This is a genomic window from Lacrimispora sphenoides, from assembly GCF_900105215.1.
In the GTDB taxonomy this organism is placed as follows: Bacteria; Bacillota; Clostridia; order Lachnospirales; family Lachnospiraceae; genus Lacrimispora; species Lacrimispora sphenoides_A.
This window is the reverse complement of the sequence record NZ_FOIP01000001.1, coordinates 433,758-450,682: the sequence shown is the minus strand read 5'-3', so window position 1 is coordinate 450,682 and position 16,925 is coordinate 433,758. Positions and strand designations below refer to the sequence as shown.

13 protein-coding genes are annotated in these 16,925 nt (G+C 44.8%); 12 read left to right on the top strand and 1 reads right to left on the bottom strand.

Annotated elements, in window-relative coordinates; translation table 11 throughout:
• Nucleotides 1-102: 102 nt before the first annotated feature.
• The 12 genes from gap to BMW45_RS01875 all read left to right on the top strand — a co-directional run bounded on the left by gap (nucleotide 103) and on the right by BMW45_RS01875 (nucleotide 16,567).
• A complete protein-coding gene (gene gap, locus BMW45_RS01930) occupies nucleotides 103-1,134 on the top strand; it encodes a type I glyceraldehyde-3-phosphate dehydrogenase (RefSeq protein WP_092240315.1) in 1,032 nt (343 codons plus the stop codon).
• Between the two features lie 135 nt (nucleotides 1,135-1,269).
• Nucleotides 1,270-2,481, top strand: coding sequence for a phosphoglycerate kinase (locus tag BMW45_RS01925; RefSeq protein WP_092240314.1), 1,212 nt, complete (start codon nucleotides 1,270-1,272; stop codon nucleotides 2,479-2,481).
• 105 nt (nucleotides 2,482-2,586) lie between these two features.
• Entirely contained in the window at nucleotides 2,587-3,339 is a 753-nt protein-coding gene (gene tpiA / locus BMW45_RS01920; protein WP_092240313.1) for a triose-phosphate isomerase, read from the top strand.
• A gap of 248 nt (nucleotides 3,340-3,587) precedes the next feature.
• A complete protein-coding gene (gene gpmI, locus BMW45_RS01915; RefSeq protein ID WP_092240312.1) occupies nucleotides 3,588-5,126 on the top strand; it encodes a 2,3-bisphosphoglycerate-independent phosphoglycerate mutase in 1,539 nt (512 codons plus the stop codon).
• Nucleotides 5,127-5,329: 203 nt separating this feature from the next.
• Nucleotides 5,330-6,577: a hypothetical protein gene (locus tag BMW45_RS01910; RefSeq protein WP_092240311.1), complete on the top strand. Its 1,248-nt coding sequence runs from the start codon at nucleotides 5,330-5,332 to the stop codon at nucleotides 6,575-6,577.
• Between the two features lie 8 nt (nucleotides 6,578-6,585).
• The gene (locus BMW45_RS01905) at nucleotides 6,586-8,364 is read left to right on the top strand and encodes an ABC transporter ATP-binding protein (RefSeq protein WP_092240310.1); all 1,779 of its coding nucleotides are present in this window, start codon (nucleotides 6,586-6,588) and stop codon (nucleotides 8,362-8,364) included.
• A gap of 115 nt (nucleotides 8,365-8,479) precedes the next feature.
• Nucleotides 8,480-9,346 carry a DegV family protein gene (locus BMW45_RS01900; RefSeq protein WP_092240309.1) on the top strand — a complete coding sequence of 289 codons (867 nt, stop codon included), beginning with the start codon at nucleotides 8,480-8,482 and terminating at the stop codon, nucleotides 9,344-9,346.
• Nucleotides 9,347-9,373: 27 nt separating this feature from the next.
• A complete protein-coding gene (locus BMW45_RS01895) occupies nucleotides 9,374-10,816 on the top strand; it encodes a sensor histidine kinase (RefSeq protein WP_092240308.1) in 1,443 nt (480 codons plus the stop codon).
• Nucleotides 10,817-10,833: 17 nt separating this feature from the next.
• Nucleotides 10,834-11,823: a GerMN domain-containing protein gene (locus BMW45_RS01890; RefSeq protein WP_092240307.1), complete on the top strand. Its 990-nt coding sequence runs from the start codon at nucleotides 10,834-10,836 to the stop codon at nucleotides 11,821-11,823.
• Between the two features lie 53 nt (nucleotides 11,824-11,876).
• Entirely contained in the window at nucleotides 11,877-14,279 is a 2,403-nt protein-coding gene (locus BMW45_RS01885; RefSeq protein WP_166433260.1) for a DNA internalization-related competence protein ComEC/Rec2, read from the top strand.
• 55 nt (nucleotides 14,280-14,334) lie between these two features.
• A complete protein-coding gene (gene holA, locus BMW45_RS01880; protein ID WP_092240305.1) occupies nucleotides 14,335-15,306 on the top strand; it encodes a DNA polymerase III subunit delta in 972 nt (323 codons plus the stop codon).
• A gap of 55 nt (nucleotides 15,307-15,361) precedes the next feature.
• Nucleotides 15,362-16,567, top strand: coding sequence for an AI-2E family transporter (locus BMW45_RS01875; protein WP_092240304.1), 1,206 nt, complete (start codon nucleotides 15,362-15,364; stop codon nucleotides 16,565-16,567).
• Nucleotides 16,568-16,725: 158 nt separating this feature from the next.
• On the opposite strand, the gene BMW45_RS01870 is transcribed toward BMW45_RS01875, so the two are convergent.
• Entirely contained in the window at nucleotides 16,726-16,908 is a 183-nt protein-coding gene (locus BMW45_RS01870; RefSeq protein ID WP_092240303.1) for a DUF6774 domain-containing protein, read from the bottom strand.
• Nucleotides 16,909-16,925: the final 17 nt, after the last annotated feature.

Sequence of the window (16,925 nt, the reverse complement as noted above, 5' to 3'; positions counted from 1 at the left end):
AAAAAAAGGACTTGCTATTTAGTGGAATATTAGGTAAAATAAAGGGTAGTTGATTAATATTTAACAATCAAATTTAATTTTATTCTTAGGAGGAATTGAATTATGGCAGTAAAAGTGGCGATTAATGGTTTCGGCCGTATTGGCCGTCTTGCATTCAGACAGATGTTTGGCGCAGAGGGCTATGAAGTAGTAGCTATTAACGATTTAACAGATCCAAAGATGTTAGCACATTTATTAAAATATGACACTGCTCAGGGCGGATACGCTGGATACTATGGTGAGGGTATTCACACGGTAGAAGCTTCCGAGGACTCTATTACTGTAGATGGTAAGACTATTAGAATTTATGCTCAGGCAAAAGCTGCTGAACTTCCATGGGGAGAGATCGGCGTTGATGTAGTTCTTGAGTGTACAGGATTCTACTGCTCTAAGGACAAAGCTCAGGCTCACATTGATGCAGGTGCTAAGAAGGTTGTTATCTCCGCTCCGGCTGGAAACGATCTTCCAACCGTTGTTTACAGCGTAAATGAGAATGTATTAACAGCAGATGACAAGATCATCTCCGCTGCTTCCTGTACAACAAACTGCCTGGCTCCTATGGCTAAGACTCTTAACGATTTAGCACCGATCCAGTCCGGTATCATGAGCACAATTCATGCTTACACAGGCGATCAGATGATCCTTGACGGACCCCACAGAAAAGGTGATTTAAGAAGAGCAAGAGCAGGCGCTGCCAACATCGTTCCAAACTCCACCGGTGCTGCAAAGGCAATCGGTCTGGTTATTCCGGAATTAAACGGCAAGTTAATCGGTTCCGCACAGCGTGTTCCGGTTCCAACAGGCTCCACTACCATCTTAACAGCAGTTGTTAAGGGCGCAGACGTAACCAAGGAAGGCATTAACGCAGCTATGAAGGCAGCAGCAAGCGATTCCTTCGGATACAATACAGATGAAATCGTTTCCTCTGATGTTGTTGGTATGAGATTTGGTTCTTTATTCGATTCTACTCAGACCATGGTTTCCAAGATTGGCGATGATTTATATCAGGTTCAGGTTGTTTCATGGTATGACAACGAGAACTCCTATACAAGCCAGATGGTTCGTACAATTAAGTACTTTGCTGAATTAGGCTAATGATCCACAAAGGGTCCGGTCGTTATGGACCGGGCCTTTTATTTTTATAAATCTTGAAGAATAAAGGAAACACCTTACAGGTATCCCTTTATGCCCAAAAAGAATGGGCAATAAATAGGAAAGGAGCATTGAAATATGCTTAATAAGAAAACAGTTGATGATTTGACCGGATTACAGGGAAAGAAAGTTTTAGTGAGATGTGATTTTAACGTGCCGTTAAAGGATGGAGTGATTCAGAACTTCAACCGTATTGACGGAGCCGTTCCTACGATTAAGAAATTATTGGACCAGGGCGCAAAAGTGATTCTTTGTTCCCATTTAGGAAAGCCGAAGGGCGAGCCTCTTCCTGAGTTGTCTCTGGAACCGGTTGCTCCTGCTTTAAGTGAAAGACTTGGGGTAGATGTTAAATTTGTAAACGATCCAAAGGTAACAGGTCCTGAGACCAGAAAGATTGCTGAAGAATTAAAGGATGGAGAAGTTCTGCTGCTTCAGAACACCCGTTACAGAGTGGAAGAGACTAAGTACGGCAAGGATGAGAGCGCAGATGAGTATGCAAAAGAGCTGGCTTCCCTTTGCGACGGCATTTTCGTAAACGACGCATTCGGTACCGCTCACAGGGCTCACTGCTCCAATGTAGGCGTTACCAAATACACAACAACCAATGTAGTTGGTTATCTGATGGAAAAGGAAATCAAATTCCTGGGCCAGGCAGTTGAGAATCCAGTACGTCCTTTCGTGGCAATTCTGGGTGGAGCAAAGGTTTCCGATAAGATCAACGTAATCAATAACCTGCTTGATAAGGTTGATACACTGATCATCGGCGGCGGCATGGCTTATACCTTTGCAAAGGCTCAGGGCAAGGAGATCGGAAATTCTTTATGTGAAGAAGATAAGCTTGACTATGCTTTAGAGATGATTAAAAAGGCAGAGGATAAGGGCGTAAAACTGCTTCTTCCTGTAGATAACTTAGAAGGCAAGGAGTTTTCTAATGATACAGAAAGAAAGGTAGTAAGCGAGATTGATCCAGGCTGGTCAGGATTTGATATCGGACCAAAATCCATTGAACTTTTCAAGGATGCTTTAAAGGGCGCTAAGACTGTTGTTTGGAACGGACCGATGGGCGTATTTGAATTCTCTAATTTTGCAGAAGGTACTTTAGAGGTATGCCGTGCAGTTGCAGAACTTTCCGATGCAACTACAGTTATCGGAGGCGGTGACTCCGTAAATGCGGTTAAGAGACTTGGTTTTGCTGACAAGATGACCCATATCTCTACAGGCGGTGGTGCTTCTCTGGAATTCTTAGAAGGCAAGGAACTGCCAGGCGTTGCTGCAGCAGATAATAAATAAGAAATTCGACTTACGATACCGGCCCGGACAAAGAATGACTGTCCGGGCCTTGCAAACAGGAGATCCCGGTCTTCTGAATGACAAACATAAAGGAAGGTTGATACTATGTCCAGAAAGAAAATTATTGCAGGTAACTGGAAGATGAATATGACTCCAACCGAAGCGGTTGAACTGGTGAATACATTAAAGCCTCTGGTGGCAAATGATGAGGTAGACGTTATTTTCTGCGTTCCGGCTATTGACATTATACCGGCAATTGAAGCTGCAAAAGGATCCAATATCCACATTGGTGCTGAAAATATGTACTATGAGGATAAAGGAGCTTACACCGGAGAGATTTCTCCCGCTATGTTAAAAGATGCAGGCGTGAAATACGTGGTAATCGGCCATTCCGAAAGAAGGGAATACTTCGCGGAATCAGATGAAACCGTAAACAAAAAGGTTTTAAAAGCCTTTGAATACGGCATCACTCCTATTGTTTGCTGCGGAGAAACACTGACCCAGAGAGAACAGGGAATCACTCTTGACTGGATCCGCCAGCAGATTAAGATCGCTTTCTTAAATGTACCGGCAGAGAATGCAGCCAATGCGGTAATCGCTTATGAGCCGATCTGGGCAATCGGTACCGGAAAAGTTGCAACAACCGAGCAGGCGCAGGAGGTTTGCGGCGCGATTCGTGAATGCATCGCTGAAATCTATGACGAAGCAACAGCAGAAGCGATCCGCATCCAGTATGGCGGTTCCGTATCTGCAGCAAGTGCACCGGAATTATTTGCACAGCCTGATATTGACGGCGGCCTGGTTGGCGGTGCTTCCTTAAAACCAGAGTTTGGAAAGATCGTAAATTACAACAAATAAGTGGGTAAAAGCTGCTGCCCCTTCCTTAAATGGTGGGGAAGGCAGCTTTTTCCTCATAGTAAAGGTGGGTACCGGAGTCTGGTTATTATTTCATCATTCACCGGTTGCAAGAAATGGGCAAATCATGTAAAATATATACTGTGAGACAATGATTTCTTTAAGATTTCCCACGCTTATGAGGCATAACGATATAGATGTAAGATGCTTCTATTACAATAGAACGAAGAAGAGAAAAAGGAGAACTAGTTATGAGCAGAAAACCGATTGTATTAATGATACTTGATGGTTATGGATTAAATGATAACTGCGACCATAACGCTGTTTGTGAAGGCAAGACCCCGATCATGGATCAGCTTATGAGCCAGTACCCATTTGTTAAAGGAAATGCCAGCGGACTGGCAGTTGGCCTTCCTGACGGACAGATGGGAAACTCAGAAGTAGGGCATTTAAATATGGGCGCAGGCCGTATAGTATATCAGGAGCTTACCAGGATTACAAAGTCCATAAAAGACGGTGACTTTTTTGAGGTGGCAGAATTTTTACAGGCAGTGGAAAACTGTAAGAAATCCGGTTCAGCCCTTCATATGTGGGGCCTGGTATCCGACGGCGGAGTTCACAGCCACAACACCCATATTTACGGTCTATTAGAACTGGCAAAGAGAAACGGCCTTGATAAGGTTTATGTTCATTGCTTCTTAGATGGACGTGACACGCCTCCGGCTTCCGGAAAGAGCTTTGTGGAAGCATTAGAAGCAAAGATGAAGGAGATCGGTATAGGTAAAGTGGCATCGGTCATGGGCCGCTACTATGCAATGGACAGAGATAACCGCTGGGACCGTGTGGAACGGGCATACAATGCCCTGGCAAAGGGAGAAGGAATCCATGCGGAATCGGCAGCTGCCGGAATCCAGGCTTCCTATGACAAAGGGGTTAACGATGAGTTTGTGGAGCCATTTGTTGTGACAGAGGATGGAAAACCGTTAGCTACAGTGAAAGACGGCGATTCCGTGATCTTCTTTAACTTCCGTCCTGACCGGGCAAGAGAAATAACGAGGGCATTCTGTGATGATGAGTTTAAGGGATTTCCAAGAGAAAAGCGCCTGAACCTGACCTATGTATGCTTTACGGATTACGATGAAACCATTAAAAACAAGTTGGTTGCATTCAAGAAAGAATCCATTACAAATACCTTTGGCGAATTTTTGGCTCAGAACAACATGACACAGGCCAGAATTGCTGAAACTGAAAAGTATGCGCATGTAACCTTTTTCTTTAACGGCGGAGTGGAAGAGCCGAATAAGGGAGAGGACAGGATCCTGGTTCCTTCTCCAAAGGTTGCCACCTATGATCTGCAGCCTGAAATGAGCGCTCCCATTGTATGCGATAAGCTGGTAGAGGCGATCAAATCAGGAAAATATGATGTGATCATCATAAACTTTGCAAACCCTGATATGGTTGGACATACGGGAATTGAAGACGCAGCCATTAAGGCGATTGAAATTGTGGACACTTGTGTAGGAAGAACTGTAGAGGCGATCAAGGAAACAGATGGAATTCTGTTCATCTGCGCTGATCATGGAAATGCAGAACAGCTTTTGGATTATGAGACAGGAGAGCCATTTACCGCCCACACCACCAATCCGGTTCCGTTTGTCCTGGTAAATGCTGACCTGGCTTATAAGTTAAGAGAAGGCGGCTGCCTGGCAGATATCGCTCCTACTCTGATTGAACTGATGGGATTAAAACAGCCAAAAGAGATGACAGGAAAATCATTACTCGTGAAATGAGTTTAATTATGCCAAAAATAAGGGCTTTCCAGTGATTGTGCTGGGCAGCCCTCATTTTTGTATACGAATTAAGCTTTCCTATCCGGTGGCAGCAGGCTTACTTTATGTAAACTGTAAATTAAATTTGTCCATATTTTTTTTATGCTTCCATTTCTAATGAAAATAAGATAGAATAGAGAAAGATATCTTAGGAAGGGTTTCAGATGAGTATTCGAATCAGATTTTCTTTGGAGCCAAAGAAAAAAATATTTTCAGGAATAGTCTGGAATGGCCAGTCAGCGGAAGGTATGGCAAAAGAGCTGGCAAAGGAAATGGGGTACCGCTGTTTTCGGATCGAAGGATTTTTGATTGTACAGCTATGCCAGGAAGGCTATGTCTGGCTTAAATGGAGCAAAAGCAAGCTTCAGGGAGAGAGTCAGACGAACATTGCCGGCCCTGGCTTTCATGCGGCAGCCATCGATTTTTTGGAGCGGCTGGCAGATAAAGAAAAGCTTAAGCTCAGGCTCGAGGACAGGACCGGATATTATATAAAGAGGGACTTTCTTGCCATGAGACAGAAATACTTTTACCAGTGGTTTTCTGATCTTATGAAGCTGGTATCCGGATGGAGCGGGGATGGGGAATACATGTTTTGCTGGCCTGCGGTCTATTATATACCGGATCGTCAGGAGGGGAAACTGGTCACCCATATTCGGTCATTTTCTTTTAAAGAGATAAAAGGAATGATGAATTCTGGTATAGGCGTTGCATTTGCCAGGGATTTTTTTGTATGGAATGAATTGGAAATGGATGCTTATTATTACAGAAACAGCGCCATGGTCCTTCTTCACCAGTTCTGTTATTTCATGCCGTCGGCCCGCAGCAGGCAGGATGAGCAGGTAAACCAGCAAATTATTGAGTTCCTTGAAACGTCGCTTTCCATGGACCGCAGGCTTCCTTTCCCCAAGAAGGAGTATTTGGAGGTATGCAGCCTTGACGGCCATATTCCTGTAGATTTAGAAGGCGTGACCGCTTTGCCGGAGGAGGTTTCCATCGGATGCAGAAAGCACCTGGTTTACCGAAAGATCGGCAATATGAGCTTTGGGATTCCGGGGAATTTTCTTTATGATGAGTCAAATAGCGGCAGCATGGACCATTACTATGACGGAAACGGATATGGAGGCCATGATTATTACATCTACGCAGCAGTTTTTGAAGGGCGTAAGGCCGAGTTTAAGAAGCAGTGGTTTGAGCAGGGGAAAGGGCCGGAAATCGTGGATTTTGACGTAGAAAAGGCCAAAGCAAGGGTTGCTTTTTATGAACCGGAGGAGAAGGAAGGGGAAATCCTATATGGGATGTCCGCACAGGTACTTTATAAGGAGCAGCGTATGAACATTAATATTATAAGCCGAAAGCCGGGGGAAAGGGATTGGGCTTTGGGACTTATTAAAAATATTAAGATTACAGAGTAGAGGATTATATGAAACAAAATGAGATGAAAACGGGCACATTGTTAAAACGCTTTGTGCCCTACTATAAAAAATATACCAAAGTTATGATCATGGATTTATTCTGTGCATCGCTTACCACCATCTGTGAAATGGTATTGCCTTTGATCTTACGTTATATTACCAATCAGGGATTAAGAGATATGACCTCCCTTACGATTCGTACGATCATCTGGATCGGCGCCCTTTATTTTGGCCTTAGAATTATAGACGGAATGGCCAGCTTCTATATGGCTTACACGGGCCATGTCATGGGAGCAGCGATTGAGACCGACATGAGACAGGATGCATTTGCACATTTGCAGAAGCTGTCGGATAATTACTTTAACAATACAAAAGTTGGACAGATCATGTCCCGGATCACCAGCGACTTATTTGACGTGACGGAGTTTGCCCACCACTGTCCGGAGGAATTTTTCATTGCCTTCTTAAAGACGGTGGTATCCTTTATTATTCTTGCGGGGATCAATCTCCCCCTGACGCTTATCATTTTCCTCCTGATTCCGGTTATGGCGGTATCCTGTACCTACTTTAACTTACAGGTGAGAAAGGCGTTTAAACATCAACGAAACCACATCGGGGAGCTGAATGCCAGGATTGAGGACAGCCTTCTTGGAAACCGGGTAGTCCGGGCATTTGCCAACGAAAAAATCGAGATTGAAAAATTTAACCGGGATAATCTGGAATTCCTGGAGATTAAACGGAAAACCTATAAGTACATGGCTGCTTTCCAGAATACCATCCGGATGTTTGACGGTCTGATGTATGTGGTGGTCATCGTTGCAGGCGGCATATTCATGATTAAGGGACTGATCGAGCCCGGAGATCTGGTGGCTTATACCCTGTATGTGACCACGCTCCTTGCCACAATCCGCAGGATCATCGAATTTGCGGAACAGTTCCAGAGAGGAATAACCGGAGTCGAACGTTTTATGGAGTTAATGGATGCCGATGTAGACATCTTTGATGAAGAAGGAGCAGTGCCTCTTCATGATGTAAAAGGAAATATTACCTTTCATCAGGTATCCTTTGAATATCCGGATGACCATAATCCGGTGCTGAGCAGCATAAACCTTGATATCAAAAAGGGAGAAAAGGTGGCTCTTGTCGGCCCATCCGGAGGCGGTAAGACAACGTTGTGCAATCTGATCCCCCGCTTCTATGATCCGACGGAGGGTGAGATCCTCATTGACGGCCAGGATATCAGGAATGTGACCTTAGAGAGCTTAAGAAGCACCGTAGGTGTGGTACAGCAGGATGTGTATCTGTTTTCGGGAACGGTTTTTGAAAATATTGAATACGGACACCCCGGAGCTTCCAAGGAAGACGTGATCCAGGCTGCAAAGCTGGCCGGAGCTCACGAATTCATAACAGGATTAAAAGACGGCTACAGTACTTATGTGGGAGAGCGGGGTGTAAAGCTTTCAGGAGGACAAAAGCAGCGTATCAGCATTGCCAGAGTATTTCTTAAAAATCCTCAGGTGCTGATTCTTGATGAAGCCACCTCTGCTCTTGATAACGAGAGCGAGCACCTGGTATCCCAGTCTCTGGATCGTCTGGCAGTAGGCCGCACTACACTGACCATTGCCCACCGCCTTACCACGATCCAGAATGCAGACCGGATACTGGTGCTTTCCGACAGCAATATTGTGGAAGAGGGAAATCATGAGGAGCTGCTTTTAAAGCGGGGAATGTATTATCAGCTTTATACGTCTGCGGGCGAAGAAGAACAGGCTGCCCTGACAAGGTAGTCATATACCGTGCAGCAGGCTACGGGGGATTTGATCCTCACAGCATTCGCCAGATGCATCAATGCAGGCAATCCTGCGCCTGGCTCATTGCTTACGGAGATGAAGGAGAACAGAAATGAAAGTAGCTATAGTAACAGACAGCAACAGCGGAATTACCCAAAGACAGGGAGCGGAAGCTGGGGTTTACGTAGTACCCATGCCGTTTATGATGGCAGGGGAAACGTTCTATGAGGATATCAGCCTGACACAGAATGATTTCTATGAAAAGCTGGAGGAAGGGGTGGACATTTCCACCTCTCAGCCATCTCCGGCCGATCTTCTGGATCTGTGGAACAGACTGTTAGAAGAATATGAGGAAGTTGTACACATTCCCATGTCAAGCGGATTGAGCAGTGCCTGTCAGACTGCTCTAATGCTTGCTGATGATTACGAGGGAAAGGTGTTTGTCATCAATAACCAGAGGATCTCTGTCACTCAAAGGCAGTCGGTTATGGAAGCTAAGAGAATGGCAGATGATGGAATGACTGCAGCTGCCATTAAGGAAAAGCTGGATGAGACGAAAATGGAATCTACCATTTATATCACACTGGATACGCTGGAATATTTAAAAAAGGGTGGAAGGATCACTCCGGCAGCAGCTCTTTTGGGGACATTTTTAAGGATTAAACCGGTTCTTACCATTCAGGGAGAGAAGTTGGACGCCTTTGCCAAGGCAAGAACCATGAAGCAGGCCAAAACCATGATGATTACAGCCGCGAAAAAGGATATGGAGGAGCGGTTTGGTGATCCGGAAGGAATCCGTACCGCTATTGCCATTGCCCATACCAATAATGAAGTGGCTGCCATGGAATTTAAGAAGGAGCTGGAGGAGATTTTTCCAAAGACAGGAGAAATCTACGTGGACAATCTTTCTTTAAGCGTATCCTGCCACATTGGGCCTGGAGCACTGGCCATTGCATGTACGAAAAGGCTGGATGTATGACAGAAATAAGGTTGGAGGTGCAGGGACATGTTCCAGGTAAAGTTTTTTAATCAGAAACATGCCATAAGCCTGCGGGTCACCTTAATCATTGCCCTTCTGGTGGTTGGAATCATACCGGTATTTATTCAGAATTCAGTCATGCTGGGTACTTACCGGCAGAACCTCATTGAGTCCAGAATGCAGGACATCCAAAACCAGTGTTGGATTTTAAGCAATAAAATGACAAGGATCGGGTACTTGACCATGGAGCCAAGGGACCCTCTTTTGGATAATGAAATGTCCGTAAAGGCAGATATGTTCAATGGGCGTATCGTGGTGGTAAACCGGAATTTCAGGATCATCAGCGATACTTTTTCCCTTTCTGTGGGAAAGCTCAATATATCTGAGGAGGTCCTCCGTTGCTTTGACGGAGAAAACAGCAGCAAATATAATACGGATAAACATTATTCGGCGTTAACGATTCCTATTTATTCCAATAGCCAGGAAAAGGAAATTGCCGGGGTTATGATTGTGACGGCATCCACGGAGGATTTGCTGAACCGGGTCTCCATGGTATCGGATAAGGGAGCGTTTCTTCAGCTTATGATCTTTTCCGTCCTTGCCATTGTTGTGGTTTTTCTTGCAAAGCTTTTGATGAAGCCCTTCCGGGAGCTGCAGCGGACGTTAAACAGAGCGGCAGAAGGGGATATGGACGAGAACATCAGCCCCTATGCTTATAAGGAAACCATACAGATCACGGAAACCATTAACCTGACGTTAAAGAAGCTAAAGGCAGTGGACCAGTCCAGGGAAGAATTCGTGTCGAATGTTTCCCATGAACTAAAGACCCCGATCACGTCCATCCGGGTGCTGGCCGATTCCCTGATGGGAATGGAAGATGTTCCGACAGATCTTTACCGGGAATTTTTGAGTGATATATCCGATGAAATCGAGCGGGAAAACAAGATCATTGATGACCTGCTTTCTTTGGTACGCATGGACAAGACTGCAGGACGAAATTTAAACATAGCCCAGGTGAATATTAACGGACTCATGGAGCTGATCTTAAAAAGGCTTCGCCCCATTGCCGGGAAACGCAATGTGGAGCTTACCTTTGAAAGCATCCGGGAAGTCACTGCCGATGTGGATGAGATGAAGCTGTCCCTGGCTTTAAGCAATCTGGTGGAGAATGCCATCAAATACAACGTGGAAGGCGGCTGGGTACGGGTGACCCTTGACGCGGATCATAAGTTTTTTTACGTAAAGGTGGCTGATTCCGGAATCGGGATCTCGGAAGAGTTCCAGGAGCATGTGTTCGAGCGGTTCTACCGGGTGGATAAGGCCAGATCCAGAGAAACAGGGGGGACAGGCCTTGGTCTTTCCATTACAAAAAAAATCGTGCTGATGCACCAGGGAGCCTTGAAGCTTCAGAGCAAAGAGGGCGACGGAGCCACATTTACCGTACGGATTCCCCTCACGTATATTTCTTAGAAACAGGAGGCTATTAGATGAAACTGAAACTGCTAAGGAGGGGGCTCCTTTTCCTGGTGTGCTTTCTATGTCTGACCGGCTGTGGAAAAAGAGAAGGAAAGGGAGCGGAAACCATTGGAGATGTATATAAGATCTATTATTTAAACTCTGCCATGACAAAGTTGGAGCCTCAGGATTATCAAATGGCTCAGAAACCGGAAGGGGACTTAGAAGATGCGACGGACTGGAGGATCAGAAATCTGATGGTACAGCTTCGCACTGTACCTAAAGATTTAGACCGGCAGGCAGCGGTTCCGGATAAGGTAGGCTTTGAGCGTTACAAGCTGGAGGACACGGTCCTTTATCTGTATTTCGATAACAATTATGCCATGATGAATGGAACAAGGGAGATTCTATGCAGAGCTTCCCTGGTAAGAACACTGACTCAGGTAAAAGGGGTGGATTATGTTGCCGTGTATACTGCGGAACAGCCCTTAATGGACAGCTCCGGAAGTCCGGTAGGACCTATGGCTAATACTGATTTTATTGACAACATCAGCAACGTCAACTCCTATGAGAAGACAGAACTGCCCTTGTATTTCTCTGATGATACCGGTGAGAAGCTGGTGAAAGAGACAAGAGAAGTGGTGCATAACGTAAACACTTCCTTAGAAAAGCTGGTCATTGAACAGCTGATTGCCGGTCCGGGAAGGCCGGGGATGAATCCGACTCTTCCAAAGGATACAAAGCTTCTTAATGTATCGGTCAATGAAAACATCTGTTATATTAATTTCGATTCCGCATTTCTGAATAGCAACCTGGAGGTAAAGGAATATATCCCGATTTATTCTATCGTGAATTCCCTGGCTGCGGCCTCCTCCATCAATAAGGTGCAGATTACGGTAAACGGTTCTCAGGAAGTCATGTTTCGGGATTCCATTTCCTTAAACCAGCTTTTTGAACGCAATCTGGATTACAATGCGGAAAATGAAGAAATATCTAGTGATATAGGAGGAACAGAAAAATAAAACGCCCATTATGTCTGATCGCAGGGGGATTTGTACTTGGAGAGACTGCCGCTTTGCTGGTTTTGACATCCTGGCTTTTTATTCCGGCTTTATTAGCTGCCGGAATTGTTCTTTATGGTTATTGGAGAGGCAGAAACCGGCTTTGGGTTCTTTTGCCTCTTCTTTTTTTATACCTGGGTGCGGCCTGGGCCGAATACGATTGCATAAGGTGGGAGGAAAGGGAAAGAACCATTGAGGAGCTTACCGGTGGTTATGTGGAAGCAGAGGGAATGGTTTATTCTTTTGAAGAAAAGAATGGATCTCTTCAGATTGTTTTAAAGAAAATTAAGGTATGGAAGCAGGAAACCTGCTATTCTGTTCCAAGTCTGATGGTGTCTGTGAAGCTTTTTGGAGAGCCGGGCACAGATGCGCCGTTATTTCCTCAAAGAACTGGCGATAATAAAGATGTAAGTCTGCGGCTGGGACAGCTTATCAAAGTAAAGGGAGAGGTACAGCCTTTTCAGTCACCAAGGAATCCGGGGGAGTTTGACAGCAAGGAATATTATGAGGGTCTGGGGATTGATGGAAGGTTTCTTGGGAAGGAACTGGAGATTCTGGATCCAGGAGAAGATCCTCTCTTAGATGGAATACGCCGGATCAGGGAATGGGGACGCGCTCTCCTTTATAAGTATACCTCCAAAGAAGATGCCGGTGTATTAACAGCAGCCGTTTTAGGGGATACGGGCGGGCTTCCGGAAGATATTAAATCTCTATATCAGAAGAACGGAATCTCCCATCTTCTTGCAATAAGCGGCATGCACATGTCTTTCCTTGGTCTTTCTTTTTACCGGATTTTAAGGAAAACCGGTCTGGGCCTTGGAAGTGCAGGTCTGGCAGGAGCTGTCCTGGTTGTTTTGTACGGGATTTTAACAGGCAGCGGTCCTTCGGTGATGAGGGCAGTGATTATGATGTCTGTCGCATTTCTGGCCTCCTATCTTGGAAGGACTTATGACCTTTTATCCTCCGCTTCCCTTGCGCTGTTGCTTCTGGGTCTTAAGTCACCTCTCCTCCTTACGAATGGAGGTGTTCAGCTGTCCTTTGGAGCGGTTTATGCCATCGGAGGGACAAGCCCTATCATTGAAAAATGGCTTGGAAGGAAAAGGTTCCTGTCAAGTGCAATTTCCACAGGAGTGGCGGTACAAATGGTCACCATGCCAATTACCTTATATCATTTTTATCAGATTCCTTTCTATGGACTGTTTTTAAATCTTCTGCTTATTCCATTAATGGATTGGGTGGTTTGTTCCGGAATCAGCATTATCTTTCTTGGAAACTTCAGTCCCCTTCTTGGGATCGGTGCGGCGGGAACAGGACATTATATTCTTGCCTTTTATGAATGGATCTGCGGGAGCATGAAAGGACTTCCTGGGTACAGCCTGACCTTTGGCAGACCGGAGGCTGGACGGCTGGCGGCTTACGGACTTATTCTGGTCGCAGGGCTTTACTGCCTGAAAGTCTGGGAGGAGTATGAGGCTAAAAGAACCGGTGAGAAAAAAGAAGAGAAAAAGGAAAAGAAAAAGGAAGAGAAATTGAAAGGGTGTTTCTATGGATTAAAAGTTCTTTTCCTTGCAGGGATGTATTGTTTTTGCATTCTGTTTTTTAAGCCTGGTCCTGTAAATGGTCTTCAAGCAGTGTTTCTTGATGTGGGGCAAGGGGATGGCATCCTGCTGCGGGCAGGAAGGTCTGCGGTTTTAGTGGATGGAGGAAGCTCTTCTAAAAAATCTCTGGGCAAATATTCCCTGGAGCCTTGTTTAAAAAGTATGGGAATACCTGTGATTCATTATGCATTTAACAGCCATGGGGATCAGGATCATTTAAGCGGTGTCGCCTATCTTTTGGAAAACAGTGAAGATATAAGAATTGAAAACCTCATGCTTCCCTATCATGGAAGAGAAGATGAGGCAATAAAGAAGCTGGAAGAACTTGCAATGCGGCGGGGGACCAACGTGATGTATGTGGCAGGAGGAGATGGGGTTCAGATAGGGGACCTTTGCATTACCTGCCTGTATCCCGGAAAAGAAGACAGGCCGGAAACCACCAATGAGGAGTCAGAAGTATTAAAAATGGACTATGGAAGCTGCCGCATGCTGTTTACAGGAGACATGGAGGAAAGAGGAGAAGAAGAGCTTCTTGAAAGGCCTGGGGAAAGGCAGATGCTGGCAGAAGTGAATGTGTTAAAGGTGGCTCATCATGGTTCGAAATATTCTTCCGGGGAGGCGTTCCTTGACGCGATAAAGCCTCGGTGGGCTGTGGTGTCTTATGGGGTGGGTAATTCTTATGGACATCCTCATCAGGAGGTTTTGGACCGCTTAAAAGAGAGAGGAACTGAGGTTTTCAAAACAGGAGAAGGAGGAGCCATAATGATGTGGACCGATGGGGAGAAGATCCGTTTTGAAAGTTTCGTTGACGGAGAGTAGTTCTCCCGTTATAATTAGAGAGGATAAAAAAGTCATGCCAAAGAGGGAGGAAACCATGCAGACGCTGACTCAGGATATAAAAAATCACAGCTTCAAGCCGGTCTATCTTCTATATGGAGAAGAAGCCTTTTTGAGGAACAGCTATAAAAATCAAATGAAGGCAGCCATTACGGCAGGCGATACCATGAACTTTAATCAGTTTGAGGGAAAAGGGATTGATGTGCGGGAAGTCATCAGCCTTGCGGATACCATGCCTTTTTTCGCAGAAAAACGTCTGATCCTGGTAGAGAACAGCGGGTTTTTTAAATCGGCTTCGGATGAAATCGTATCTTATCTGTCCCAGATGCCGGATACCACCTGCCTGATCTTTGTGGAATCAGAGATAGATAAGCGAAGCAAACTGTTTAAAAAAGTAAAGGAACTGGGATATGCGGCTGAAATGGAACGTCAGGATACGGCCCAGCTTGCCAGATGGGCGGGGACTCTGCTTTCCAGGGAAGGAAAGAAGATCACGGGACGTACCATGGAAATGTTTCTTCACATGGCCGGAGATGATATGGAAAATATCCGTATGGAACTGGAGAAGCTCATAAGCTATACTCTGGGAAGAGAGGTTATAACGGATGAGGATGTGGAAATCATCTGTACAGTCCGGACAACCAATAAAATTTTTGAAATGGTGGCGGCGATTGTGAACAGGGAAACAAAAAAGGCCATGGACCTTTATGAGGACCTGCTCACTTTAAAAGAACCTCCCATGAGGATCCTGTTTCTGATTGCCAGACAGTTTAATCAGATTCTGCAGGCAAAGGAGCTGATGGGGAAGGGAATGGATAAAGGCGGCATTGCTTCAAAGCTTAAGATCCCTCCTTTTGCAGCAGGTAAGATCATGCCTCAGGCAAGGACTTTTTCTAAAGACCAGATTCTATCTTATGTAAACTTGTGCGTGGAAACAGAAGAAGCAGTTAAGACCGGGAGGTTAAATGACCGAATGGCGGTGGAATTGCTGCTGACACAAAAATATTAGGGTTTAACGATTAAACCGGTAAAACTTGGTTATTTTATTTGGAAAGGAGGTCAGGATGGAGGAATTGTTGAAAAAAAAGCAGATAAGGGTATTTTTATCAAGACTGCTGCTTGCTATGCTGGTTATTATATTTTATAAAATTGTTATGAATGTCTCAGATGTGATGGTTTGGCTTAAATCATCTACAAAGGTACTTATTCCCTTCTTTTATGGATTTGTCATAGCATATCTGCTGAATATCCCATGTTCTGCGCTAGAACGACGCTTAAACAGGCTTAAATACAGTCCGTTTCAAAAGAGGTCCAGGGGGATCAGTGTTTTTATTATTTATGCTTTATTTATCTCTGTTGTTGTTCTGGTTATTAACAAGGGAATTCCCCTGCTTCAGAAAAGCATATTGGATTTTATAACAAATTTTAATACCTATTATAATAATGCCATAATGGCTATTGAACAACTGCCGCTGGAAAAGTTTGGCTTATCCGATAAGCTGGGAGAGATTTTACCGCCCCAGACTGCCTGGAAAAATGTGTTGGAGAGAATTGGCCTGAAAGAAGTAATGGGCTCACTAAATGCTGTCTTGGGAGTTACTTCCCATATTTTTAGCGGATTTATTACAATTGTATCTTCTGTGTATTTCCTTCTGGAAACTCATAATGTTAAATTTCAGATGAAGCGGCTCATGGATTTGTTTCTTCAAGAAAAAACCAGAAATGCAGCTTTAAGGTACGGAACCATTATCAATGATAGTTTTAAAAAGTTTATTGTCTGCCAGCTTTTAGATTCCCTGATTTTATGTACGATTACCACCATTGAATTTACCATACTTGGTTCCAGGTATTCGTTGGCACTTGGGGTCATGCTGGGTATCTGCAATATTATCCCTTACTTTGGCTCAATTTTTGGCTCCATTGGCGTTGTGATTATCATTGCGTGTACGAGCGGAATCAATACAGGGGCGATTGCCGGCCTGGTTTTACTTGTTACTCAGCAGATTGATGGAAATGTGATACAGCCAAAGCTTATGGGAAACTCATTTTCCTTAAGCCCGGCTTTGATTGTTATAGGAATCACTGTGGGTGGTGCAATTGCCGGGATATGGGGAATGGTTTTGGCAGTACCCGTCGTTCATATATTAAAGATTATTGCCGGGGATGTCATTGCGGCAAGGGAGATAAAGGTTCGGGAAGCTCATGCAGAGCCGGTCCCAGTCAATGTAGACCCTTTCCCGGATGATGTCTCTTCCGGCCATAGGGAGTAGATTTACCTAAGCGAGCAGGTTCTTTGGAACCTGCTTTTCTGTTTATGGCATAAGAAAGGAGTGCTGCTTCCATAGATGATTGTTCGTCTATGGAAGCAGCACTCCTTTCTTTATGGACCGGGTATTACGGAATCCCCCTTTTATCTCAGCAATTTTCATCAGCTGGTGTCTTTTTCTTCATCGTTATCACAACAGAGATCCTGATAGGCTGAAATGGTACTCAGTGTATCACCAAGCTGTGAAAATATGGAACTTATCAAAGCGATTTCATCAGCAGACCGTCCCTCGGCGATACGGCAGGCCATGGTAGATATAAGAATTACAAGTTCGCAGGGTTGCATAAATATATCACCTCTGA